General features: G+C 67.3%; 24 protein-coding genes. 11 read left to right on the top strand and 13 right to left on the bottom strand.

Features of this window, described 5'->3' with window-relative positions:
- Nucleotides 1-22: 22 nt before the first annotated feature.
- Complete coding sequence (locus F5544_RS10465) at nucleotides 23-853, bottom strand: AraC family transcriptional regulator (protein WP_167473015.1); 831 nt, start codon at nucleotides 851-853, stop codon at nucleotides 23-25.
- Between the two features lie 93 nt (nucleotides 854-946).
- Here F5544_RS10465 and F5544_RS10460 point away from each other — a divergent pair, with 93 nt between their 5' ends.
- Complete coding sequence (locus F5544_RS10460; RefSeq protein WP_167473014.1) at nucleotides 947-1,744, top strand: sulfite exporter TauE/SafE family protein; 798 nt, start codon at nucleotides 947-949, stop codon at nucleotides 1,742-1,744.
- Nucleotides 1,745-1,754: 10 nt separating this feature from the next.
- On the opposite strand, the gene mraY is transcribed toward F5544_RS10460, so the two are convergent.
- Both mraY and F5544_RS10450 read right to left on the bottom strand, forming a co-directional pair.
- Nucleotides 1,755-2,828 carry a phospho-N-acetylmuramoyl-pentapeptide-transferase gene (gene mraY / locus F5544_RS10455; RefSeq protein ID WP_167473013.1) on the bottom strand — a complete coding sequence of 358 codons (1,074 nt, stop codon included), beginning with the start codon at nucleotides 2,826-2,828 and terminating at the stop codon, nucleotides 1,755-1,757.
- A gap of 109 nt (nucleotides 2,829-2,937) precedes the next feature.
- A complete protein-coding gene (locus F5544_RS10450) occupies nucleotides 2,938-4,338 on the bottom strand; it encodes an MFS transporter (protein ID WP_238847186.1) in 1,401 nt (466 codons plus the stop codon).
- A 90-nt stretch (nucleotides 4,339-4,428) separates the two neighbouring features.
- On the opposite strand from F5544_RS10450, the gene F5544_RS10445 reads away from it, so the two are divergent.
- Nucleotides 4,429-4,965, top strand: a complete 537-nt coding sequence (locus tag F5544_RS10445) for a winged helix-turn-helix transcriptional regulator (RefSeq protein WP_167473011.1) — start codon at nucleotides 4,429-4,431, stop codon at nucleotides 4,963-4,965.
- Nucleotides 4,966-4,999: 34 nt separating this feature from the next.
- Here the strand turns inward: F5544_RS10445 and F5544_RS10440 are convergent, their stop codons facing one another.
- Nucleotides 5,000-6,028 carry a hypothetical protein gene (locus F5544_RS10440; protein WP_167473010.1) on the bottom strand — a complete coding sequence of 343 codons (1,029 nt, stop codon included), beginning with the start codon at nucleotides 6,026-6,028 and terminating at the stop codon, nucleotides 5,000-5,002.
- Between the two features lie 51 nt (nucleotides 6,029-6,079).
- On the opposite strand from F5544_RS10440, the gene F5544_RS10435 reads away from it, so the two are divergent.
- The 6 genes from F5544_RS10435 to F5544_RS10410 all read left to right on the top strand — a co-directional run bounded on the left by F5544_RS10435 (nucleotide 6,080) and on the right by F5544_RS10410 (nucleotide 11,331).
- Nucleotides 6,080-6,502, top strand: coding sequence for a MarR family winged helix-turn-helix transcriptional regulator (locus tag F5544_RS10435; protein ID WP_167473009.1), 423 nt, complete (start codon nucleotides 6,080-6,082; stop codon nucleotides 6,500-6,502).
- A 152-nt stretch (nucleotides 6,503-6,654) separates the two neighbouring features.
- Nucleotides 6,655-7,296, top strand: coding sequence for a hypothetical protein (locus F5544_RS10430; protein WP_167473008.1), 642 nt, complete (start codon nucleotides 6,655-6,657; stop codon nucleotides 7,294-7,296).
- A 71-nt stretch (nucleotides 7,297-7,367) separates the two neighbouring features.
- The gene (mptB, locus tag F5544_RS10425) at nucleotides 7,368-8,981 is read left to right on the top strand and encodes a polyprenol phosphomannose-dependent alpha 1,6 mannosyltransferase MptB (RefSeq protein WP_167473007.1); all 1,614 of its coding nucleotides are present in this window, start codon (nucleotides 7,368-7,370) and stop codon (nucleotides 8,979-8,981) included.
- A 68-nt stretch (nucleotides 8,982-9,049) separates the two neighbouring features.
- The gene (locus F5544_RS10420) at nucleotides 9,050-9,259 is read left to right on the top strand and encodes a TOBE domain-containing protein (RefSeq protein ID WP_167473006.1); all 210 of its coding nucleotides are present in this window, start codon (nucleotides 9,050-9,052) and stop codon (nucleotides 9,257-9,259) included.
- Nucleotides 9,260-9,267: 8 nt separating this feature from the next.
- A complete protein-coding gene (locus tag F5544_RS10415) occupies nucleotides 9,268-10,596 on the top strand; it encodes a DUF2254 domain-containing protein (RefSeq protein WP_167473005.1) in 1,329 nt (442 codons plus the stop codon).
- Between the two features lie 117 nt (nucleotides 10,597-10,713).
- Entirely contained in the window at nucleotides 10,714-11,331 is a 618-nt protein-coding gene (locus tag F5544_RS10410; RefSeq protein WP_167473004.1) for a hypothetical protein, read from the top strand.
- An 11-nt stretch (nucleotides 11,332-11,342) separates the two neighbouring features.
- Here F5544_RS10410 and F5544_RS10405 read toward each other — a convergent pair whose 3' ends face one another.
- From F5544_RS10405 to F5544_RS10385, 5 genes are all read right to left on the bottom strand, one after another.
- Nucleotides 11,343-12,233: an ATP-grasp domain-containing protein gene (locus F5544_RS10405; protein WP_167473003.1), complete on the bottom strand. Its 891-nt coding sequence runs from the start codon at nucleotides 12,231-12,233 to the stop codon at nucleotides 11,343-11,345.
- A gap of 20 nt (nucleotides 12,234-12,253) precedes the next feature.
- On the bottom strand, nucleotides 12,254-13,231 hold the full coding sequence (locus tag F5544_RS10400) for a UbiA family prenyltransferase (RefSeq protein WP_167473002.1): 978 nt from the start codon (nucleotides 13,229-13,231) through the stop codon (nucleotides 12,254-12,256).
- Between the two features lie 171 nt (nucleotides 13,232-13,402).
- A complete protein-coding gene (locus F5544_RS10395; protein ID WP_167473001.1) occupies nucleotides 13,403-14,575 on the bottom strand; it encodes a mandelate racemase/muconate lactonizing enzyme family protein in 1,173 nt (390 codons plus the stop codon).
- 12 nt (nucleotides 14,576-14,587) lie between these two features.
- Complete coding sequence (locus F5544_RS10390) at nucleotides 14,588-15,910, bottom strand: cation:dicarboxylate symporter family transporter (RefSeq protein WP_167473000.1); 1,323 nt, start codon at nucleotides 15,908-15,910, stop codon at nucleotides 14,588-14,590.
- A gap of 18 nt (nucleotides 15,911-15,928) precedes the next feature.
- Entirely contained in the window at nucleotides 15,929-17,044 is a 1,116-nt protein-coding gene (locus F5544_RS10385) for a mandelate racemase/muconate lactonizing enzyme family protein (protein ID WP_167472999.1), read from the bottom strand.
- Between the two features lie 135 nt (nucleotides 17,045-17,179).
- Between F5544_RS10385 and F5544_RS10380 the strand changes: the two genes are divergently transcribed.
- Both F5544_RS10380 and F5544_RS10375 read left to right on the top strand, forming a co-directional pair.
- The gene (locus F5544_RS10380) at nucleotides 17,180-17,857 is read left to right on the top strand and encodes a GntR family transcriptional regulator (RefSeq protein WP_167472998.1); all 678 of its coding nucleotides are present in this window, start codon (nucleotides 17,180-17,182) and stop codon (nucleotides 17,855-17,857) included.
- Nucleotides 17,858-17,959: 102 nt separating this feature from the next.
- Nucleotides 17,960-18,952, top strand: a complete 993-nt coding sequence (locus F5544_RS10375) for an NAD(P)-dependent alcohol dehydrogenase (RefSeq protein WP_167472997.1) — start codon at nucleotides 17,960-17,962, stop codon at nucleotides 18,950-18,952.
- Here the strand turns inward: F5544_RS10375 and F5544_RS10370 are convergent, their stop codons facing one another.
- A complete protein-coding gene (locus F5544_RS10370) occupies nucleotides 18,953-19,612 on the bottom strand; it encodes a TetR/AcrR family transcriptional regulator (RefSeq protein ID WP_167472996.1) in 660 nt (219 codons plus the stop codon).
- Between the two features lie 108 nt (nucleotides 19,613-19,720).
- On the opposite strand from F5544_RS10370, the gene F5544_RS10365 reads away from it, so the two are divergent.
- Nucleotides 19,721-20,641, top strand: a complete 921-nt coding sequence (locus F5544_RS10365) for an SDR family oxidoreductase (RefSeq protein ID WP_167472995.1) — start codon at nucleotides 19,721-19,723, stop codon at nucleotides 20,639-20,641.
- A 10-nt stretch (nucleotides 20,642-20,651) separates the two neighbouring features.
- Here F5544_RS10365 and hemC read toward each other — a convergent pair whose 3' ends face one another.
- Genes hemC through F5544_RS10350 form a run of 3 tightly spaced genes read right to left on the bottom strand, consistent with a single transcriptional unit; the run spans nucleotide 20,652 to nucleotide 24,398 of the window.
- A complete protein-coding gene (hemC, locus tag F5544_RS10360; protein ID WP_167472994.1) occupies nucleotides 20,652-21,575 on the bottom strand; it encodes a hydroxymethylbilane synthase in 924 nt (307 codons plus the stop codon).
- A 50-nt stretch (nucleotides 21,576-21,625) separates the two neighbouring features.
- Nucleotides 21,626-23,494 (bottom strand): family 2A encapsulin nanocompartment cargo protein cysteine desulfurase, encoded by a 1,869-nt coding sequence (locus F5544_RS10355; RefSeq protein ID WP_167472993.1) that lies wholly within the window; start codon nucleotides 23,492-23,494, stop codon nucleotides 21,626-21,628.
- Nucleotides 23,466-24,398, bottom strand: coding sequence for a family 2A encapsulin nanocompartment shell protein (locus F5544_RS10350; RefSeq protein WP_167472992.1), 933 nt, complete (start codon nucleotides 24,396-24,398; stop codon nucleotides 23,466-23,468). Before F5544_RS10350 ends, F5544_RS10355 begins: the two co-directional genes overlap by 29 nt.
- Between the last annotated feature and the right edge of the window lie 25 nt (nucleotides 24,399-24,423).

Raw genomic sequence — 24,423 nt, 5'->3', positions numbered from 1 at the left:
CGACCCCACTGTTCGTCCGGAATCACGCTCTCCCTCGATCATCCATCGCCCGCGCGCCCAGCGCACCCCCCGCCCGGACTTCGACACCGGACCTGGGCCGGAAAGCGCTTGGCGGCGTTCGCATTTCCCGGTGGAACATGACCGAGAAGGCGGCCGGTGTTTCGTAGCCGAGTTCGGCCGCGACCGCGGTGACCGCCGCTCCCGACATCAGCGCGCGCATGGCGTGCGCGACGCAGGCCCGTTGCCGCCACTGTTGGAAGGTGAGCCCGGTTTCGGCGCGAAAGACGCGGTTGAAGGTGCGTGTGCTGACACGCATTCGCCCGGCCCAACTTTCGGGCGTCGATCGAATCGACGGGGTCCGCTGGAAGGCCTCACACAGGTCCCGCAGGTCCGCGCGAACCGGTAGGGGCAGTTCGAGGGGTAGCGGTGTCAACGTCCGGAGTTCGTAGAGGATCAGATCGGTCAGCGCACCGTCTCGACCGCCGATGTTGTACTCGGGCGGCATATCCACCGCCGCCAAGATCAGTTCGCGCAGCAGCGGCGACACCTCGACCACCTGGCAGCGCGCCGGAAACCACGGCACCGCACCGGGTTCCAGATACAGGCTGCGCGTGCTGACACCCTCCATCAGGACCCGATGATCGATGCCTGGCGGGATCAGCACGGCTCGCCGGGTCGGAACCGTCCATGTCCCATGTTCGGTGTCGACCCGCATGATGCCGTCTGCCGCATAGAGAACCTGCGCCCGGCGATGCCGATGGGTCGGCAGCGAATGGTGCGCCGGATAGTCCGTGCCGATGGCCAGGATGGCCCGTTCGATCGAGTCGACCTCGTCCACCAGCACGTTCCGCATTTCGACGAGCGTACGCCGGAGGTGCCGGATTCTCGAAAGCTAATGGCAGAGCATCGAATGTGCGCCATACCCCGCTGGCCGTACCGTGCGTCTGTGTGGATATCACTGCTGGTCATGATGGGTTTCGGATGTTTGACGGGTGTAACGACGGTCCTGTTCGGCTTCGGTGGCGGCTTCGTCACCGTGCCCGTCATCTACGCCATCTCGGCGGCCGCGTCCAGATCGGAGGCGATGCATGTCGCGGTCGCCACATCGGCGGCGGTCATGGTCGTCAACGCGACGATCGCGACCGTCACCCACGCGCGTTCCGGCGGGTTGCGGCGTGACTATCTGCATCCCCTCTGGGGCTTCATCGCGGTCGGCGCCGTCATCGGCGCGCTGGCGGCGAATACGGTGTCGGACAAGACATTGCACATTCTGTTCGTCGTCTACCTGCTCGTCGCGATCGCCGATATCGTCCTGCGCGGCGGATTCCTCACCCGCGCCGCCCGCCCCGAACCACTCGGGAAGACGATGTCGGTGCTCGGCGGCGTCGGAATCGGAACTGTCGCAGCATTTCTCGGCGTCGGCGGCAGTGTCGTCACCGTACCGCTGCTGCGCCGCCGTGGATTATCGATGGCCGAGGCCGCCGCGCTGGCGAACCCGCTGAGCATCCCCGTGGCACTGGTCGCCACGCTGGTGTACACCTTTGCCGCACAGTCCGATTCGCGTCAGGGATTATTCGGCCACGTCGACCTCGTCGCCGCGCTTGCCCTGCTGGCCGGTGCGCTGCCGACCATCGCGCTGGTCAAGAGATCGGTGGTCAGGATTCCGGATCACCTGCACGCGATCGGATATCCGGTGTTCTTGACCATCGTGCTGATCGTCATGACCGCGACCGCATTCACCTGAACCGGCGAGGTCAGATCTCGCCGAGATATTCGCCGTAGAAGAGGGCGAGACCGATCGCGGTCGCTATTCCGCTCAGTATCCAGAAGCGGATGACGACCGCGGTTTCGGCCCATTTGCTCAGTTCGAAATGGTGATGGAAGGGCGCCATTTTGAACAGGCGGGCGCGGGTGGTGCGGAAGACGGCCACCTGCAGGACCACCGAGAAGATTTCGGCGACGAACAGTGCGCCGACGACCATCATCAGCAATTCGGTGCGGGTGGTGACGGAAAGTCCGGCGAGCAGACCACCCAGCATGAGTGATCCGGTGTCGCCCATGATGATTCGCGCGGGCGCGGCATTCCACCAGAGAAATCCGACGCACGCGGCCGCGGCGGCGGCGCAGACCAGGGCCAGGTCCAGCGGGTCGCGGACGTTGTAGCAGCCGGCTTCCGGCCGGGCCGCACAGGAATGCTGATACTGCCAGAAAGTGATGATGGTGTAGCCGCCCAACGCCAATCCGATGGAGCCCGCGGCCAATCCGTCGGCGCCGTCGGTCAGGTTGGCGGCATTGGACCAGGACACGATGATGAGCCCGACCAGGACGAGAAAGCCGAGTGCGCCGAGCGATATCGTCGGCACGTCCCGGATGAGCGAGAGATGTTTACTCCCCGGTGTGAGCCCGTGGTCGCCCGGAAACCGCAGTGCCAGCACGCCGAAGATCAGCGCGGACCCGATCTGTCCGATGTATTTGCCGGTGGCGGTGAGCCCGAGATTGCGGCGATTTCGTAGTTTCAGGAAATCGTCGATGAAGCCGACCCCGCTGAGCGCGGTGGCCAGGCCGAGCACCAGCAGCGCCGATGCGGACGGCCCGTCGGCGTCGTAGCGCATGCCGACCAGATGTGAACCCAGGTATCCGGTCCAGGTGCCGATCAGGATGGCCAGTCCGCCCATGGTCGGCGTGCCGCGTTTGGCCTGATGACTGGCCGGTCCCTCCAGCCGGATCTCCTGTCCGAAACCGCGTTTGGTGAAGATCTTGATCAGTAGCGGTGTCAATAGGATCGACGTCGCCAAGGCGATCCCCGCCGCGAACAGGATCTGTCTCATCCACTCCCCTGCCATCGTCGCATCGCCGAACCGGCCCGGCGGCGAAACTGCCGGGCCCGGCGAATTCGCGGCCAACCCTACTACACGATGCGGAAGTTCGTTGCGGCACTTAGAGTTTCAGGCTATCGCCGATCGCGGCGGCCGCGATCGGCGCCGGGACGACACCGCGTCGGCGGCAGGCCAGCACCAGCAGCGCACCCGCGAACGATGCGGCGGCGGTGAACAGCGTCGCGTGGTTCCAACCCGTGAACAGCGCCGACGCATCGGAATGCGCCGGGCCGCTCGCGATTACCGAGACAACGGTGACGCCGACGGCGGATCCGACGTAGCGGGCGGTGTTGTTGGCGCCGCTGCCGAGGCTGCCGCGCCCCGCCGGAACGGAGGCGACCGCCTCGCGACCGAGTCCGGCATTGACGACGCCGCTGGCGATTCCGATGCCGATCAGGCTGGGCACGAAGCGCTGCCAACCGGATTCGGGCCCGAGCCCGAGCAGTGTGAGCTGACCCACTCCGACGGCGGCGAGTCCGATGGCGAGCTGGATCCGGCCGGACAACCGGATCCTGCGGGCGAACAGCGCGGTGACGACGCTGGTCGCCGACCAGGCGAAGATGAGCCAGGCCGCGCCGAGCACCGAAATCCCCAGCGCCGCACCGACGAAGCCGGACAAGTAGGACATGAGCGCGATGATGCCCATACCGGTGGCGAAGGCGGCGCCGGTGGCGGCCAGGAAGGCGGGCCTGGTGAACAGCCGCGGATCGAGCATCGCCGCCCTGCTGCGCAATTCGACGACGAAGAAGGCGATGAGCAGCACCGGCGCCGCGACGGCGAGCCCGACCACGATGGGCCGGATACCGCCGGACCGGCCCTCGATGAGCGCGGCGAGCAGTGCGCTCATCCCGGCGGCCAGCAGCAGCGTGCCGGGCACGTCGAGCCTGCTCGGATGCTCGACCCGGGATTCGTCCAGTAGTTTGCCCGCGGCCACCGCGATGACGGCGGCCACCGCCGCGATCACCCAATACGCCGCACGCCAATCGGCGAAGCGACCCGATACGCCGGCGAGCAAGGGGCCCAGGGCGATTCCGCCGCCGACGGACGCGCCCCACACCCCGCTGGCCGCCGCGCGCGCCGGACCCGCGGGAAAGGCGTGTGCGATCAGACCGAGGCTGGCGGCGATCAACGCCGCGCCACCGACACCCTCGGCGATGCGCGCGATGACGAATGTAATTGTGCCCGGCGCGAATGCCGCCGCGATGGAGGCGACGGCGAACAGCGCGGCACCCGAGACGAAAATGCGCCGCCTGCCGTAGTCGTCGGCGATGGTGCCCGCCGAGAGCAGCGCCGCGCCGAGCCCGACGCTCATCGAGCTGAGAATCCAGATGCGCCCGCCGGAGTCGGCGCCGAGGGCGGTGGCGGTCTCGTTGATCGCGGTGAGGGGGACGCAGAAGGCGATCAGCGCGATCAGGGTGCCGCCGGATGCCACGGCCAGGGTGCGCGATTCCGAGGTGCGCATATCACTCCTATGGTCTGTTGACCGAACCATTTGAACTATAGGTTCCGCGGTATGGTTCGGTCAACAGACCATTTCGGCTACACTGGGCGGATGGCACTCGGCGTCGACTACGCACGACAGGACTGCGGCCTGGCCCGCGCCCTGGAGCTGGTCGGTGAGCGCTGGACGATGCTGATCCTGCGCGACGCCTTCTACGGCGTGCGCCGGTTCACCGATTTCGCCGAACATCTCGACATCTCCAAAGCCGTGCTCACCCAACGACTTTCCGCGCTGGTCGCGGATGGGTTACTGACCAGGGAGCGGCACGGTGGCCGCGACGAGTACGTGCTCACCGAGCGCGGCATCTCACTGTGGCCCGCCCTCTACGCACTGGTCCAATGGGGCGATATCCAGACCTCACCGGGCGCGCCGCGCAGGCTCTGGATCCATACGACATGCGGCACCGCGGTCGATCCCACCGGCTACTGCACGGCCTGCCGGAACACCCCGGGGCCCGCCGAACTCGAGATCCATCCAGGTCCGGGGGCCGATTTCTCGATCCGCGACGATCCGGTGTCGCGCGCGCTGCGCACGCCGCACCGGCTGCTGGTGCCGTTGGATACCAAAACGGCCGCGAAACCGGACTGACAAGGCTCCCAACGCATTCCGGATGCCGTGTCGATTACACGGCGACCGCCTCTTCCATCTCCTCCTCGGCGGCACGATCGACCGAATGCCGCGCGACGGGCACCCGGCGCTTCTTCTCGGCAATGCTCGCAATCACCACCAGCGCCAAACCCGCTGCGAGCCAAAGGAACAGGCTGACCACCCGCGCACCGAAGCCCGCGCCCGCATCGAAGTACAGCAGCGCGCGCACCCCTTCGACGAAGCCCGCCCCATTCCAAAACGCATGCAGCGCACCGAAAAAGCCGTTCTGCAACTCGGGCCGGTAGATACCGCCGGACGAGGTGAAGTTCAGCATGACGAACAACATCATCAGCACCAGCGTCGTCCAGCGCTGCAGGAAGGTGTGCAGGCCGAGGCCGACCAGCACGATTCCGGCGCAGTACAGCAGGGCCAGCGCCCACACGGCGGCCTGATCGTGGTCGACGACGTGGAAAACCGGTCCGGCGACGACGATTCCGATCACGCTGACCGCCAGCGCGGCCCCGAGGCCGAGCAGTGCGCGCACGCCCATTCGCAGCCCGGCGCCGGCGGCACCTATCGCCGCGACGCTGCCGTACGATCCGACGCTCAGCGCGACGAGCAGGAAGAAGATGCCCTGCGCGGTCGGATCACCGCCGGTGGGCGGCGCGATATCGGTGACGGTGAGCGGTACCCCCTGCTGCCCGGACACCTGCTGGAACACCACCTCGACCGCCATGGCCGTGGTATCCGAGCCGGCCTTGGCCACCAGTAGTTCGGGTCGCTGCCCGTCCGGAACATACGCCCCGGACAGGGTGCGGTCCCGCAATTCGCGCACCGCGTCGTCGCGGGTCGGCAGGGTGAGCACCTCCAGCTTGTCGCCCGCCCGGTCCTTCATGGTCTGGGCAAGCACCTTGACCTGGGGCGTCGTCCCGATCACCGCGACCTTCAGATGGTTCGGCTCGGGCTGATGGAAGGCGCCCAGATAGGCCAGCGCCATGCCGAGGCACATCAGCAGGGGCGTCAGTAGATGTCCGGCGACGTGCCGGAGTTGATGCTGCACCATGCACACTCCAATGGTTGGTAAATACAACTATAATGGTTGTATCATACAACTATGACCGGACCGAGGGACGTGGCGATCGACACCATCCAGCGCGAGCTCACCGCATTCGCCCGGCGCGCCCGCGGCCGCGCCGCCGAACTGCATCCGGAACTGTCGCTCGTCGCGTTCAGCATCCTGGACCTGGTGATCGAGCGCGACGGCTGCCAGGCCACCGACCTGGCCACCCACTTCCTGCTCGACAAGTCCACCGTCAGCAGGCAGGTCACAGCATTGGAGCGGCTCGGCTACCTCACACGCGATATCGATCCGGCCAACCGCCGCAACCACATCCTGCGACCGACCCGCGAGGGCAAACGCGTCGCGCGCGAAGCGGAGGACGCCCGGCGGACCGCCTTCGCCGAACGCCTGCGCGAGTGGCCCGATGCCGACATCACCCGGTTCGCCGACTACCTGCACCGGTACAACGCCGAATGATGATCAATGCCGTTGCGTCACTGTGACACTCGACGACACACCGGGCATTCGGCACACACCGCACCGATCCGCCGACCCGCGCACGCGGCGGCCGGCCGGCGTCGTAGGCTGTCGGCTGCCGCCACATCGCCAGCAGTCGGGAGGGCTCGCCTGTGCCACAACCTTATGCGCCGTCCGCTTATCCGAGCACCCGGCGCGAACCCGAGCGCATCACCCCGTCCGGCTGGTGGTTCGCCCTCGGCGCACTATTCGCGGTGATCGGAATCGTCGGTGGAATCGTTTACGCGGCAACGGGTTTCGTGCGGCCCGTAGACCGGATCGCCGCATTCCAGCGGGCGAACGCGCCGGGCCCCGCACAGGTGCGGCTCACCGACGGCGGTGACTACTACGTCTACCTCGAATATCAGGGCGCTCGCCTCTCCGAACCCGCGCACCCCGTCACCGTCGAAATCACCGACCCGGACGGCAAACCCGTCCAACTGCGCCACCGCGAATCCAGTATGGGTTATCGCGTCGACGGCCACGAGGGCCGAGTCGCCTACGCGTTCACCACATCCCGGCCCGGCACGTACCAGGTCGCGATGGACGGTGAGGACATCTCGGCCGCCATCGGACCCGGCGTCGGCGCGTCGTTCGTCGGTCCGCTCGTCATCGGCGGCGCACTGATCTTCACCGGCCTGCTCGCCTGCCTGGCAACCACACTCGTCGTCGCGGCACGGCGCGGCGCGCACAAGGCCGCGCCCGCACCGGTGGGCAATGCCGCGGGCGCGTTCCGGCAGTGGCACGAGTACTGAACCCGGCGCGTTTCGCCGGTGGCCATTCGGCCGTCATCTGACGGACGACTGCCACCGCTACGGTCCGAGCGGTGGCAGCGCGCGGACCCGAGGAAGTGACGGAGCAGACCCGTCGTATCCGCCTGTTCGGCGCCACCGGCAGCGTACTGCTGGCGATCGGCGCGCTCGGCGCGGGAGCGCAACCGGTGCTGCAGGACCCGACGCAGGGCGTGCGGTTCATCGGCTTGTTCGCCCGGGTGCCGACCTCGGCCATGACCATGTGTCTGCTCGGCATCGCGATGATCGTCGCGGCCTGGCTCCTGCTCGGCCGATTCTTGACGGACCTGAGCCGGGCACAGCTGCTCGGCACGGTCGGGCTCTGGACGGCCCCGCTGGTCGTCGCGCCGCCGCTGTTCAGCCAGGACGTCTATTCCTATCTGGCACAGGGGGAAATCAGCGCGCGCGGACTGGATCCGTACGCGCTCGGGCCGGGCCCCGCGCTCGGCATCGACAACGTGCTCACCAGGGCCGTGCCGACGATCTGGCGGGACACGCCCGCACCGTACGGTCCGCTGTTCCTCTCGCTCGGTCGCGGGATTTCCCGGCTCACCGGCGACGATATCGTCGCGAGCATCCTCATGCACCGGGCCGTCGCGCTGATCGGTATCGCGCTGATCGCCTGGGCGCTACCGCATTTGGCCGTGCGGTGTCGGATCGAGCCGGTGCGGGCGCTGTGGCTCGGCGCGGCCAATCCGCTGGTGCTTTTCCATCTCGTCGCGGGCGTGCACAACGAGGCGCTGATGATGGGGCTGATGCTCACCGGCGTTGTCGCGGCGCTCACCGCGATCGAAGCGGACGGCCCGCCGAACGTCCGGACGGCGGCGCTGTTGACCGGCGGCTGCGCGTTGATCGCACTGGCGGCGATGGTGAAGATCCCCGCCCTGGTCGCGCTCGGTTTCATCGGAATGGCGTTGGCGCGGCGCTGGATTCGCCGCAGTATGACGCCATTGCTCGCACTGCCCGCCGCCGCGGCGCTCACCGCGGCGGTCGCGGGCACGGTGATGCTGGTGACGAGCACCGTCAGCGGACTCGGCTTCGGCTGGCTCGGCACCCTCGATATCGCGACCGCCATCCGCAGCTGGCTGTCCCCGTCCACCGCGCTCGGCATGATCACCGGATTCGGCGGCGTACTGCTCGGACTGGGCGATCACACCACCGCCGTGCTCGGTTTCACCCGCCCTCTCGGCGAACTCATCGCGGCGGCGATCACCGTGCGACTCCTGTTCTCGGTCTACCGGGGCCGGTTACATCCCGTTGGCGGACTAGGCCTTTCGATAGCCGCCATCGTCATCCTCTTCCCGGTGATGCACCCCTGGTACCTGCTCTGGGCCATCCTCCCGCTCGCCGCCTGGGCGACCACGACCGGCTACCAACGCGCCGTCATCGGCACAACAGTGCTCTTCTCGTTCCTACAGGTACCAAGCGGCTCGGAGTACCAATCCCCCTTCGCGGTAGCCCTGGCCGCCGCGGCCGCCGCCACCACCGGCCTGACCCTGATCTTCTTCACCCGAACAACCCTGCCCTGGCGCGCGACAGAGCGGCGCGGCCTCGGCGACGCCGTTATCCGCCCCGATGATCAGCACCGCGACCACAATCGCCCACACCCGTGCATCGCATACCGACAGCCGCATGGCAGCGAACAATAGCCGAGCGCTATCGCGACATCGGCACGGCATCCGTTTCGAACCGACCTCGGCTGCGTAAGCTCACCCGCATGCGATTGAGCACCCGAAACCAACTGGACGGCACCGTCATCTCGGTGACCCGCGGCGAGGCCATGGCCGTGATCCGCGTCCGGCTCAACGGCGGTGACGAGATCACCTCCTCCATCACCCGCGACGCCGCCGACGATCTCGGGCTCGGCACCGGATCGCCGGTCAAGGTGCTGATCAAGTCGACAGAGGTCGCGCTCGGCGTCGAATAGCGGGCATCGTGCCTGGCAGTTATCTGGAAATCGACCGTCGCCGGGACGCGCTGCGCACCAATCTCTGGTTCGTGCCCGCCGTCGAGGTACTGGCGGCGATCGGGCTTTTCGCAATCACCTTCGCCCTCGACCGCGCCGCGTACCGGGCGGTGTTCACCGTCCCGTCCTGGGTGATCGGCGGCACCCCCGACGCGGCGCGGCAACTGCTCACCGCCATCGCGGCGGCCATCATCACCGTTGTCGGCGTTGTCTTCTCGATCACCATCGTCGCGCTCACCCTGGCCTCCACCCAATTCGGCCCGCGCATGCTGCGCACCTTCATCCGCGATCGGGGCACCCAGCTCACCCTCGGCACCTTCGTCGCGAGCTTCGTCTACGCGATCGCCGCGCTGGTGTCGATCGGACCCGATTTCGTGCCGCATATCTGCACCACCGTCTCGATCGCCTCGCTCGTCATCGATCTGACGGTGCTGATCTATTTCATCAACCACGTCGCGATGCAGATCCAGCTGCCGAATGTGATCGCCGGAATCGCGGCCGAGGTGTCCAGCGCGGTCGAGGTGAACCGGTCGACCACCGGCGCGCCCGAGCGGGGACCGTCGGCCGATGAACTGCTGCGCCTGCTGGCCGCGGAGGGCGGCGAGGTCCGGGTCGCGGGCAGCGGCTACCTGCAGTACATCCGGTACGAGAAGCTGGTGCGCATCGCCACCGAGGCCGACGCGGTGATCCACCTCCCCTACCGGCCCGGCCACTTCCTGACCCAGGGGCAGGTGGTCGCCACCGTCTGGCCCGCGTCCGCCGCCGATCAGGTCACCGAGCAGTTCGCCCGCGTACATGTCGCGGGTTCGACCCGAACCCTCACCCAGGACATCTCCTTCGGCATCGACCAGTTGGTCGAGATCGCACTGCGCGCGCTCGGCCCGGCGACCAACGATATTTTCACGACCCTCGCCTGCATAGATTGGCTCGGCGATTGCCTATGCCGGATCACCACCTCCTGGGATCCGGATCCGGTCCGCCGCGGCAGGGACGGCTCCATCCGGGTGATCGCCACCCACGCCGGCTATGAACGCCTGGTGCAGCGCGCCTTCGAGAAGATCCGGCAATCCGGTGTCGGCATGCCCGCCGTGATGATCCGGCAGTTGGACACGCTGGCCACCATCATGGATCGCACCACCACCCTCGAACAGCGTCAGGTGCTGCTGGATCAGGCCGCGATGATCGAGCGCTCGGCCCGCGCGTCGGTGCCGGAACCGGCCGACCGCGAGGACGTACTGCGCCGCTACCGCGCGCTCGTCGACCCGAGCCCCGAGCGATACCCGGACCAACCGAACTGATTCGCGTCCTCCGGCGATCAGCCGGATCGCGCGACCTGCGCGCAGTACGGGATCGGCCTGGTCACAGCTCAGTGCCGACCGCTATAACCGCAGCATGGGGGCCGGTATAGTCCGGGTGTGATCGACTGGGCGGCAATGGATTCGGCTGCGGTTCGGGTCGTCGGGCTGGCCGTGGTCGACAGCTTCGATCCGGTCGCGCTCGCCATAGTCGCCACCACCGTCGCCGCGCACCGGCGCATCTGTTCGGCCGTCACCTTCACCGCGACGCTCGCGACGCTGAGCGTCGGTGTCGGCGTGGCGATCACCTCCGGATTCCACCGGCCGCTGCTGCTCGACGCGCTGCGCACCATCGCCGAATTCCGGCCGCTGCTCGGGCTGCTGCTGGTGGCTGCGGGCGGCTACGAATTGTGCCGGGGCCACCGAACATTGCCGCCGCTGCCGTGCCGCACCTTGGCTACGGTGCCGGTCGCCATCTCGTATTACGTTGTCAGCCTGCCCTTTTCGGCCGTGACGCTGACCAAGTTGATCACCGTCACCGCCGTCGTCACCGAATTCCCGGCCCGCTCACCGCTGGTCGTGATCTACGGCGCGATCCTGGCGCTGCCGCAGCTCGCGGCGATCGCGCTGTGCGGCTGGCTGCGGCCGGGCGCGGAGTCCATCACCCGCGGGCTGGCCGTCGCCAGCAATATTCTGCTGATCGTGATCGGACTGTTGATCATGACCGTTCCGGAGTGAGCGAACGCCCGCTAGCGAGGCGCAGGCGGGAGCGAATGTACGCGGGCCGCGATAACGTCGGTGAAGCGGTCGAGCGCCGACGGCGCCAGGTCGAAGAACATCGCCGGTTCGATGAGTTCCACTTCCATCAGCAGGAATTCGCGCCCCCGGCACACCCCGTCGACCCTGGCGTAGACGGGTGGTTCCGGCAGCGCGTCGAGCGTGGCGCGCGCCTGCTCCGACAACCACGCGGGCGGATCCGCCAGTTCGGCCGCGCCGCCGAACATCGGCTGGACCCGGTAATCGGATCCGCTGGGCCGCTTGATCACCGCGTGACTGGGCACACCGTCGAAGAAGTACAGCGACCACTCCCCCTCGGTGCGCACCTCGGGAACGAAGGCCTGCACCAGCGCGGTCCCGGAGGCGGTGATCGCATCGAGCGTGCGCTGTCCCGCGTCCGCCGCGCTCACGCCGCGCGAGATCCGCACGGTGTCGTCCGCGCCCGCCGAAATCGCCGGTTTCACAACGGCATCGGCCCAGCCCCTGGCATCCAGCAGATCCGTCAACCGCACCGCCGCGCCCTGCGGCACGAATACGGTCGGGACGATGCGGACGCCGCGTTCCTCCAGCTGCCGCAGATATGTCTTATCGCTGTTCCAGCGCACCAGGTCCGGCGAATTCCACACGGCCGCACCGGTCCAGCCGAGCTGGCCGAGCCATTCGTGGAAATCATCGCAGCGCCGGTGGTACCCCCAAACCCCGTTCAGGACAACGGCATCGAAACCCGACCACTCGGCCGTCGGATCGTCCCACGGCAGGAACCGCGCATCGATGCCCGCCGCGCGCAGGCCCGATATCAAACCGGCGTCTTGCGGGAGCAGGGTCGGATACTTGACGCAGGTCGCGATGGCGAGTCTCGGCACCGCTCGATGATATTGCCCCACTACGACTGGCCGAGCAGCACACCGAGAATGGTAATCACATTCAGCGCGCCGAAGACGTAGATCGATCCGACGTGCGTGTATTTCGCGGTGTCCTTGTCGAATTCGGCGTCGAGGCGGCGGACCAACCCTGCCAACTGGGTCAGCCAGCTCGCGAGCGCCGCGACCCCGGCGATCAGGATCCCCACCGGCAACGGATAACTCAGACAGAACCAGACCCAGAAGGCGGCGCCCGCCGCCTGTGCCGCCAGCGCCACCAGGCAGACGCGGGTGACGCCGAAAACCACCGGGGTGGTGCGCCGCCCGCCCGCCGCGTCGTTGTCCAGGTCGCGCACGTCCTGGGTGATGCCCTCGCCGACGCCCATGAACAGCGCGACGAATATCGCGAAAGGCCATGCGCGCGACCATTTGTCGGTATCGATCACCTGTCCCGCGATACCGAACATCAGCAGCCAGATGGTGGGCCACATCAGCTGCGGCCAGATCGGCCTGCCCGAAAGCCGCAGCGGCGGAACGTTGTACGCGGTCGCGACGGCCACCGCCCCCGCGACCAGCGCGGCGACGAATTCGGATAGCAGGAATGCGAGGCCGATTCCGAGCAGGCTGAGCAGCGCGCCGCAGACGATGAAATCGCCCGCGCGGCCCCGCCCGGTGACCAGCACCCGCGCGTATCGCGACCGTTCCGAACTGGCGCTGTCGATATCGACGTCCATCGCGTCGTTGATCAGCGTCGAGCCCAGGTGGATCGCGCCCAGGACAATGCCGGACACCAGGATCTTCCATAGCGGAACCCAGTGCGTGAACAGCACGCTGAACATGGTCAGCGGGGCCAGCACATCGAACCAGAGCCGCGTCCACACCCGGGTGGAACGTAGGATTCCGGCCGCCCGCACGGCCACCGAGGGCCCGGCCCGGTGCACCGCGGTGTCGATGAACGTTCTGGCGGTCGCCACCGGCGCGGTGTTCGCGAAGCTGCGCAACAGCCCTCCCCCGTACGGGTTGCCTTCAGGTCGCCCACAGGGGTAGTCGAAGTCGCTGCGACTCGCCCGCGAATTCGCGGTAAGTGGTCGGAATTGTCCGTACCCCTTCGGCGTGTCAGCCGGGCTCGCCGCTTCGCGCGGTGGCGTGGCATGCGCGGTTCACAAGCACACTCAGGCGTGCAGTGCGCGAAACACCCGGTACAGCTTCTCCTTGTCCTCGAATCCGATACCGGGCGTGTCACCGAGCCCGATCCGGCCGCCCGCGATGACGGCGTTGTCGGCGAATCCGCCCGTCGGCTGGAACTCACCCGGATACGACTCGTTACCGCCCAACTTCAGCGCCGCCGCGATGTGCAGCGAGAACTGGTGCCCGCCATGCGGTATGCAGCGCCGCGCCGACCAGCCGTGCTGCCGCAGCATCTGCTGGATCCGCAGATATTCCACCAGCCCGTAGCCGAGCACCGGATCGAATTGCAGGTAATCGCGGTCGGGCCGCATACCCGCGTAGCGGATCAGGTTCCTGGCATCGGCCACCGAGAAAAGGTTCTCCCCCGTAGCCAGCGGCCCGGGGTAGCGCTCGGAAAGCGTTGCGTGCAGGGCGAAGTCGAGCGGATCGCCCGGTTCCTCGTACCAGAACAGTCCATACGGTTCCAGCGCCCGGCCGTAGGCGAGCGCGGTATCCAGGTCGAAGCGGCCGTTCGCGTCCACCGCGAGCCGGGATCCGTTGCCGTCCAACACCTCCAGCACCGCCTCGACGCGCTCGAGGTCATCGGACAGGCTCGCGCCGCCGATCTTCATCTTCACCACGTCGTAGCCCTGATCCAGGAACCCGCGCATCTCGTCCTGGAGTTGCGGCAGCCCCTTGCCTGGCGCGTAGTAACCGCCTGCGGCATAGACGAATACGTCGTCGTCGGGCGCGCCGAGCCGGTAATGCTCGGCGAGCCACCGGTACAGCGGCAGCCCGGCCAATTTGGCCGCGAGATCGAACAGCGCCATATCGATGACACCGACCGCCACCGACCGTTCCCCGTGCCCGCCGGGTTTCTCGTTGCGCAGCATCACATCCCACGCGCGCGCCGGATCGATGGCGCGGCCGTCGTCGGTCAGCAGATCGTCCGGGGCCGCCTGCATGAGCCGGGGAATGATGCGGCGGCGCAGGATTTCACCCGCGCTGTAGCGGCCGTTGGAGTTGAATCCGTAGCCGACCACCGGTTCGCCGTCCCGAATCACATCGCTGACCACCGCGACGATGGAGCAGTCCATCGCGCTGAAGTCGATGAAGGCATTGCTCATCGAGGAACTGATCGGGACGGTGCCCTCGTGTATCGCGACGATACGAGGCATATCTTGTTCTCCTTAACTATCTTTCGAATGTCGCAGGCCGATGCTCGCGGCGGCCGCCGCCCGGTCCAGCCCGCCGGGCTCCCACCGCGCGACGACGATGGTGGCCACCGCGTTGCCGAGCACATTCGTCAAAGCCCTTACCAGCGAAAGGAATCGGTCGACGGACAGCACCAGCGCGAGTCCGGCGACCGGGACGAGCGCGGTGGCGGCCACCGTATTGGCCAGGGTGACGAAGGCCGACCCGCTGATGCCCGCGGTGCCCTTGGACAGCAAAAGGAACGCCGGGAACAGCGTCAGCTGATCGCCGAAGCTCAGCGGCGTCCCGTACACCTGCCCGATGAACACCACACAGATCGGCACCACCACGGCGACACCGTCGAGGTTGAACGAAAACCCGGTCGGCACAACGAGTCCCACCACGCTGCGCCGGCACCCGACGCCCTCCAACCGCTCCATCAGCCGCGGCAGCACGGCCTCCGACGACGAGGTGCCGAGCACCACCAGCAGTTCCCCGCGCAGCACCTTGATCAACCGGAACAGCGAGAATCCGGCGAGCAGCGCGACGCCGCCGAGCACGACGAGCACGAAAACCGCCAGCGCCAGCGCGGATACGGCCACCAGCCGCATCAGCGCGGTCAGCGTTTGCGGACCGTACTTGCCGACCGTGGCCGCGACCGCGCCGAAGGTGCCGATCGGCGCGAGCAGCATGATCATCGCGATCATCCGGAACAGCGCGGCGCCGAGCCTGGCGCAGCCCGTGACGATCGGCTGGGATACGTTGTCCGGCAGGCGAAGTAGTGCGACGGCGAACAGCACCGCGAAGATCAGCACCTGCAGGATGTGGCCGCCCGCGAAGGCGCCCACGGCGTTGTTCGGCACCAGATCCGCGAGGAAGGCCGAGAACGAGGTGTTCTTGGCAGCACCGCTCACGTAACTGTTGATGTCACCGGAGGCGTGTGCGGGCGGCGCCACGCCCGCGCCCGGCCGCAGCAGGTTCACCGCGCCCAGCCCGATCAACATGCCGATGGTGGTGACCACCTCGAAGTAGATCAGCGCCCGAACGGCAATGCGCCCAACGGCTTTCATACCGCCCGCGGTCACGATCCCGGTGACCGTCACCAGGAATACGATCGGCGCGATCAACATCTGGATGAGCGCGATGAACGAGGTGGCGACCGGCTGCATCGCCGCACCCGCCTTCGGCGCGAGGATGCCGAATATCGCTGCGGCGATCGCCGCGACGAGCACCTGGAAGCTGGTGTTGGTGACCAGCCGGCGCCACCGGGACGGACCGGCGGCCGACTCCGGCGTGACGTCGATTGTCGTGCTGCTCATGTGAATTACCCCGCGTCATCACAGATCCGGCACGAGGGTTTCGCGCAGCGCGGCGCGGTCGACGGTCAGGCCGAGGCCCGGCCGGTCCGGCACGGCGATGCGACCGTCCACCGGTTTCGGCGCGTCGGGGAAGAGCAGTTCGCCCACCTGCACCATGCCCAGATGCCACTCCAGGATCCAGCCGTTCATCAGCCCGGCCAGGGTGTGCAGGTTGAACAGTGGCCAGCCGCCGCCGTGCGCCAGCGGCAGGTTGTAGATCTGCGCGAGGTGGGCGGCCTTGCGCGCCTCGGTGAATCCGCCGCAGTAGCAGACATTCGGCTGCAGGATGTCGACGGCCTGATGTTCGACCAGCTCGCGCAGCCGCCAGCGATGGCCCTCCATCTGCCCGGCCGCCAGCGGAATTCGGGTGTGCCGCCGCAGATCCGCCATGGCGCGCGCGTCGTTCTGGTGTAGCGGTTCCTCGAACCACGTCAGGCCGACATCTTCCACGGCGCGACAGAGGAATCCGGCCTCGACCGGAGTGAACAGGTAGTTGGCGTCGATCATCAGATCGATGTCGTCACCGACCTCCGCCCGCACCGCACGGACGCGCGCCGCGTCCTCCCTCCAGCCGCCCTTGTCAACGGCCACAACGAGTTTCAGCGCGCGCACACCCTGATCCAGTTGCAGCCGAGCGGCGGCGGCCAGCGTTTCCCGGTCGTACTGCGGGAATCCGAACGTCACGTAGATGGGCACCTCGGTGCGCGCGCCGCCGAGCAGGCTGGCCACCGAACGCCCGGCGATCTTGCCCTTGATATCCCACAGCGCGATGTCGAGCAGCGAAAGGGCGCTGGACACCACGCCCGTCATCGTGCGCGGATTCAGTGTGCGCCAGACCTTTTGGTGGATGGCCTCGGTCTCCGTCGGATCCATGTCCCGCACGACCGGCAGGAAGTGCCGCTCCAGCGCGACCACCACGGATCTGGCGAGGAAATGTCCGGTGAGCGCGACGCCGGTGAGCCCCTGATCGGTTTCCACCTCGCAGAAGACGAATTCCTTCTGCTCCTCGCGGCCGTAGCCCCTGACCTGTTCGCTCATCAGCGGCACCGAGATCGATGTGGTATGCACGCTGGCCCGGATGTCCTTGATTTTCATCCGTCCTCCTTCGTTCGCATTGGACGGTGGCCCGAGTCTGCACCGGTCAATTGTCAACTGTCAACGATTTGCAATTGACGATCGACTGTGCGAGCATGCGGAGCTGTCGTCCAGGTGATGCGAGTTGGAGTGCCGATGCCGGAGCACACGGAAGCAATGAGCGCGCTACAGCGCCGGGTCGCCGAGCGCCCATCCCTACTCGGCCTGATCGCCGAGGAATTGGAGCGAATGATCATCACCGGCGCACTGAAGGGCGGCGACCGGATCAACGAATCCGCGCTGGCTCTGCGGCTCGGGGTGAGCCGGGGCCCGGTGCGCGAGGCCTGCCGTCAGCTGGAACGCGGCAGGCTCGTCGAATTCCGCACCAACCGCGGCATGTTCGTGCGCGAGATCTCCATCGACGAGGCCGCCCAGCTCTACGACATCCGGGCCGGCTTGTTCGGGCTCGCGGGCCGGCTCGCCGCCGAACGCGTCACCCCCGAGCAGGTCGCCGAGCTCCGAAAGGCGGTGCGGCGGCTCGAAAAAGCCATCCCGAAGGTGGACGACTACTACCCGGGCAATGTCGATCTGCACCGCGAACTCGTGGCACTGTCCAGCAATCCGCGCCTGTGCCAGCTCTACGACGATATCTCCAAGGAACTGCACCTGTTCCGGCGGCACGGGCTCGAAACCGCAACCGCCAGGCGTACTTCCAATGCGCAGCACGCCGAGATCCTGGACCGGCTCGCGGCCGGCGACACCGCGGCGGGCACGCTGATGGAGGCGCATATCCGCTCCGGCAAGGAGCGCATGCTCGCCGCATCCGGTGACTGAATACCCCTGCCGCGAAACCTTTCTCGGACCTACCATCAGCTGGAGCGCCGAGGTTGCGACAGCCCGGTCGGCGGGTCTGCCTCCGGCGCCACGGAGGCCGCCATGAAGGCGATCGTGCAGGAGCGCTACGGCGCGCCGGATGTCCTGACGCTGCGCGATGTTCCGGTTCCGCAGCCGGGAGCCGACGAGGTGCGGGTCAGGGTGCACGCCGCGAGCGTGAACGCATACGACTGGCATGTGCTGCGCGGCGATCCCCGGGTGATGCGGCTGATTTCACCGACCTGTGGGCTGCGCGGACCCAAACGCCCGATCCGCGGCCGGGATTTCGCGGGCCGGGTCACCGCGGTGGGCAGCGCGGTCACGCTGTTGCGGGTCGGCGACGAGGTATACGGCGACCTGGGCGAGGCGGATGGCGCGTTCGCCGAATATGTTTGCGCCCCAGCGGAACTCGTCGATATCAAACCGGCCGGACTGACGTTCGAGCAGGCGGCGGCGGTGCCGCTGGCCGGTATCACCGCGCTCATGGGCCTGCGCGATGTCGGGCAGGTACGGCCGGGCCAGCAGGTGCTGATCAACGGCGCATCGGGTGGCGTCGGCACATTCGCCGTACAACTGGCCAAGGCGTTCGGGGCACAGGTCACCGGCGTGTGCAGCACCCGCAATGCCGAGCTGGTGCGCTCACTCGGCGCCGACGATATCGTCGACTACACCCGAGAAGACTTCGCCGCCAACGGAAAACGCTACGACATAGTCTTCGACCTGGTAGCCAATCGCTCGCTCGGCGCACTGAAGAACGCGCTGCGGCCCGAGGGCGTACTCGTCATATCCGGCGGCGGCGTCTTCACCGGCGGCAGCTTCCTCGGGCCGATTGCGCTGTCCATCAAGGGCCAGTTGGCGGCGCGCTTCGGCCGGGTGCGGGCACGGCAACTGATGGAGAAGCCGGGGCGGGACAAACTCGCGACACTGCGCGAACTCATCGAATCCGGAAGCGTAAGACCGGTTATCGACCGCACCTACCCGCTGGACCGGGCGCCCGATGCGATCCGCTACCTGGAATCCGAACACGCGCGCGCGAAAGTGGTTCTCACCGTGTGATCACTCCGGCGCGAGCACTCCCTTCGCGATAACGGTCAGCAGTTCGGTGAGCGCGGTGGCGAAGTCGAGGCGGACGGCGGCCAGGTCCGGATTCCGCTCGTACGCGGTCAGCATGGCCGCCGACGGATTGGTGTGGCTCCACAGGCTGCCCGCCGAAAAGACAAGCACCCCAGCGAATTTCATCGCATCGTCGGGGCCGAGCTCAGGTAGCGCGCCGCGCACCAGTTCGGACAGCTCCGCGGTGGCGGCGAGCCAGGAGCGTTTGAAGCGGGCCGCGACCTCGGGCGACACATTGCGCTCCAGCACGGCGGCCTGGGAACTCCAGAGCTCGCACAGCATCGGCTTCGCGACCAGGGTCGACACCACCGCGTCGATCACCCACTTGCGCCGGGCGGGCAATTCGCCCGTGGCGCCGGACAGCTTGGGCCGCAACTCCGCCAGCCATTCCCGGTAGGTCAGGTCCAGCAGCTCCAGCAGCACCGCCTCCCGGGATTCGAAGTAGCGCAGCACATTCGATTTCGCCAGCCCGACACACCTGGCCAGCTCGTTGAGGCCGATATCGGCCACCGGACGGTCGGCGAGCATGGCGGCCGCGGTATCCAGAATCGTGCGTCTGCGCGCCTGGCGCTGCTCCTCGCTGCGTGCCCGTTGGAAACCCATGCCGCGATTATTTCAGACCATCGGTCTATTGACATCAGACCATTGGTCTCTTAGCGTTGAGAGCGCAATAGACCATTGGTCTTTTACCCCGAATCCAGGGAGTGCAAGATGTTCGAAATTCCCGATCAAACCGGTAAAACGATCGTCGTCACCGGGGCGAACAGCGGCCTCGGCAAGGAGGCCACCGCCCGGCTCGCCGGTGCGGGCGCGCAGGTGATCATGGCCGTGCGCACCCCCGCCAAGGGTGAGGCGGCCAAGGCCGAAATCCTCGACCGCCACCCCGCCGCCAAGCTGGAGGTCCGCAGGCTCGACCTCGCCGAACTGGCCTCGGTGCGCGAATTCGCCGACGATCTCATCGCCACCGGCACCCGGCTCGACGTGCTGGTCAACAACGCGGGCGTGATGGCCCCGCCCGAACGGCACACCACCGCGGACGGCTTCGAACTCCAATTCGGCAGCAATTTCCTCGGCCCGTTCGCACTCACCATGCGGCTGCTGCTGCAGCTACTGCGCGCGGACAGCCCCCGCGTCGTCACCATGAGCAGCGGCTTCGCCGACTTCGGCCGGATCCGGCTCGACGATCCGCAGTTCGAGCGCGGCTACAGCGGATACCGCGCGTACGCGCAGTCCAAACTGGCCGATCTGATCCTGAGCGTCCGGCTCGCCGAGATCGCCACACGGCGCGGCTGGCCGCTGCTCAGCATCGCGGCCCACCCCGGTTACACCCGCACCAATCTCCAGACCACCGGCCCGAATATGGGTCGTAACACCGCACTTCTCGGAATGCTCAACGCGGTCGGCATGCGGGTCATGCCGTCGATGGATGTGGCGCAGGGTGTCGAATCGCTGCTCATCGCGGCCACCGATCCGGCGGCGCGCAATGGCGGATACTACGGTCCCACTAGGCGTTTCGGCTCTGTCGGCCCTGCCGGACCCGTCCGGATCAACCGGCGCGCACAGGACCGCGAGGTCGGCGAGCGGCTGTGGGCCATGGCCGAACAGCTCACCGGAACCCAACTGCCGCAGTAATTTTCGAGAGTCAGTGCGGTATCGCGTCGATAATGGCACGGGCGCCCTGGCGCAGCAGATCGGCGCCGACGAAGAAGCCGAGCGCCTGCGGCTCCTCCGGCACACCCCACTGGTGTGAATCCAGCCAGCGGCTGCCATCGGCGCTGAAAACCTTGCCGTACAAGGTCAGTCGGCCGGTGGGCTCGGTGCGCGCGAATCCGGCGATCGGCGAATTGCAGTGCCCCTGCAGCGCATGCAGCATCGCCCGCTCCGCATCGGCCAGCCGCCTCGTCTCCGGATGATCGAATCGCTTTGCCAGATCCAGCATTTCGGTGTCATCGGCCCGGCAATGCAATGCGATGATGCCCGCGCCGATGGGCGGGCACATGGTCTCCAGGTCCAGCGTTTCGGTGATGCTGTCGGCCCGGCCCACCCGGTGCAATCCGGACACCGCCGCGATCAGCACGTCGACGTACCCGTCCTCCAGCCGGGCCAACCGGGTATTCACGTTGCCGCGCAACGGTTTCACGGTCAGGTGCGGGTAGTGCAGCAGCAGTTGCGCGGTGCGGCGCACCGAACTCGTCCCGACGACGGCGCCAGCGGGCAGCTCGGCGAGCGGTGCGCCGGACCGGCTGATCACCGCGTCGTGGATATCGTCGCGCGGCAGATATCCGGCGAAGGCGAGCCCCTCCGGCACCGGGATATCGCCGGGAATGTCCTTGAGGCAGTGCACCGCCAGATCGGCCTCGCGGTCGAGCAGGGCGCGATCGATCTCCTTGACGAACGCGCCCTTCCCGCCGAGCTTCGACAGGTCGCCCATCCAGCGGTCGCCCGCCGTGGTGACCTTGACCAGTTCGCTCTCGGCGCCCGCCGCGGCCAGCAACCCGGCCACCTGCTCCGCCTGCGCCAGCGCCATCGGACTGGACCGGGTGGCGATGCGAATGACGCGCGACATAGTGCGGACTCTACTCGCCACCGCGAATGTCCTGTCGCCGGTACCGACCGCTACCGGTTTCCGGCGTCGGCTGACAGCTGGTGCAGCGCGGCGACCAGCCGATCCACCTCCGCGCAGGTGTTATAGAACGCCAGCGACGGCCGGACCGTCGCCTCCAGCCCGAAGCGCCGCAGAATCGGTTGGGCGCAATGGTGTCCGGCGCGCACGGCGATGCCCTTCTCGTTCAACGCCCTGCCGACCTGATCGGGTTGATAGCCGTCGAGCACGAACGACATCACGCTCGCCTTCGCCTCGGCGGTGCCGATCAGCCGCAGCCCCGGCACCTCGCGCAACCCCGCCGTGGCGTACTCGAGCAGGAAATGCTCGTAGGCCGCGATATTTTCGATGCCGATGCGCTCGACGTATTCGATGGCCGCGCCGAGACCCACCGCATCGGCGATATTTCCGGTGCCCGCCTCGAAACGCGCGGGCGGCGGCTGATAGGTCGAATGTTCCAGCGTGACATCGGTGATCATATTGCCGCCGCCCTGCCATGGCGGCAGATCACGCAGCACCTCGGCCGCGCCGTACACCGCGCCGATTCCGGTCGGCCCGTACAGCTTGTGCCCGGAGAAGACGAAGAAATCGGTGCCGAGTCCGGTGACGTCGATCCTGGTGTGCGGCACGGATTGCGCACCGTCGATCAGCGTCACCGCACCGGCCCGCTTGGCCTGCGCCACGATCTCCTCGACCGGCGTTATGGTGCCGAGCGCATTCGAAACATGGGCCACCGCAACGAGTTTGGTCTTGTCGGAGAGCAGCCTGGTGTACTCGTCCATGCGCAGCTGCCCCGTATCGTCCACCGGGATCACCTTCAGCAGCGCACCGGTCTCGGCGGCGAGCATCTGCCACGGCACGATATTCGCGTGATGTTCCAGGTGCGAGATGAGGATCTCGTCGCCTTCACGAATATGCTTGCGGCCCCATGTTTGCGCGACGAAGTTGATGCCCTCGGTCGCGCCGCGCACGAAGACGATCTGCTCGGCCGACGCCGCACCGAGGAAGCGGGCGATGATGGCGCGGGCGTTCTCATACGCGTCGGTGGACCGTGCCGCCAGCTCGTGCGCGGCTCGGTGGATATTCGAATTCTCGTGCCGATAGAAGTAACTCAGCCGGTCGATCACCGCCTGTGGCTTCTGCGTTGTCGCGGCATTGTCGAACCAGGCCAGCGGATATCCGTTGATCCGCTCCTGCAGGATCGGGAAATCCCGGCGCACCGCGTTCACATCGAAGATCGGATGCGGATCGGTCGAGGCCACCCGGCGGCGCTCGGAGGCGCCGTCGAGGAAATAGAAATCCGGCGCCGAATTCGCCGGTGCCGCAGCACGATACGGATTCGGCTCGGTGAGGAAATAGAACCCGGCCGACTGGGCGTGCCGCGGCGCCGAGGCGATCGCCGGGATCGGCAGGGCGGGCAGCGCGGTATCGAACCCGGTGGGCGTCGGCACGCGCGGCGCGAACTCCGGAACATCTTGCGGCACAATGCCGAACGGGTCGGTACCGGCGATACCCTCGGGCACCTCGGGTTCGATCGCGCTGCCCGCGAGCCCGGGCGTCGGCGGCCGGGAATCGAAGCCGGGCTGCGCAGGTTGTCCGGGCGGAGCCGAAAGGTGTTGCGGCACAAGTCCGAACCGGTCCGCGCCCGGCACCGCCTCGGTGCCGAATTGCTGCGGCGCGGCGCCGGGCAGCCCCGAAAAAAACTCTCCGGCAAGCCGGTTCAGCGTCGCCTCGTCGGGCAGCCAGCTCGGCACCGCGCCATCGAGGCCCGGCAGCGCGACGTCGGCTGCCGGGGGCACAACACCGTCGACGCCGGGAACGGCGCCGTCCACACCGGGGACGGCGCCGTCCGGCTCACTTCCGGTACTGCGGTGCGTAGTCATGGAACTTGCCGACCTCCGCGCCTTCCAGCAGCGCCGTCGCATCGGGGGTGAGGATGGCCAGCGAGCAGTACAGCGAGACCAGGTAGGACGCGATCGCGCTGCGATCGATGCCCATGAACTTCACCGAAAGCCCCGGACTCTGCTCACCCGCCAGCCCCTGCTGGTACAGACCGACGACGCCCTGGCGCGCCTCACCGGTCCGGATCAACAGGAATTTCGTCTTACCCTTCTCCACCGGCACCTTGTCCGACGGGACGATCGGAATGCCGCGCCAGGTGACGAACTGCGAGCCGAACATGCTGACCGTCGGCGGCGGCACCCCGCGCCGGGTGCATTCCCGGCCGAACGCGGCGATGCCCTGCGGGTGGGTCAGGAAGAAGCCGGGCTCCTTCCAGCATTTGGCGATGAGATTGTCCAGGTCGTCCGGCGTCGGCGGACCCGCGATGGTCGAAATCCGCTGGTCTTTCGCGGTTTTGGCGATCAGCCCGTACTCCGGGCTGTTGATCAGCTCGCCTTCCTGATGCTCCTTGATTGCCTCAATCGTCAACCGCAATTGCTGGGCAATCTGATCGTGCGGGCTGGAATAGAGGTCTGAAACACGGGTGTGCACATCGAGGATGGTGTGCACCGCCTTGAGCCGGTATTCGTCCGGCTGCTTTTCGTAGTCGACAAATGTATCCGGCAGCGGCGACTCGTCGAAGTTGTCGCATTGGATATCGACCGATTCCGGGTGCACCACCTTGTTCACCCGATAGATGCCCGCCTCCACCGGCACCCAGTTCAGCAGATGCACCAGCCAGCGCGGGGTGATCGTGCCCATCTGCGGCACGGTCTTGGTGGTATTGGCGAGCCGCCGGGCGGCCTCGTCACCAAGCGCCATCGGTTGTCGTACAGCGCGCGTCATCGACACTCCTTGCTCTCTTCAGAGA

This window comes from Nocardia arthritidis (assembly GCF_011801145.1).
In the GTDB taxonomy this organism is placed as follows: domain Bacteria; phylum Actinomycetota; class Actinomycetes; order Mycobacteriales; family Mycobacteriaceae; genus Nocardia; species Nocardia arthritidis_A.
This window is presented reverse-complemented; position numbering and strand designations above follow the sequence as displayed.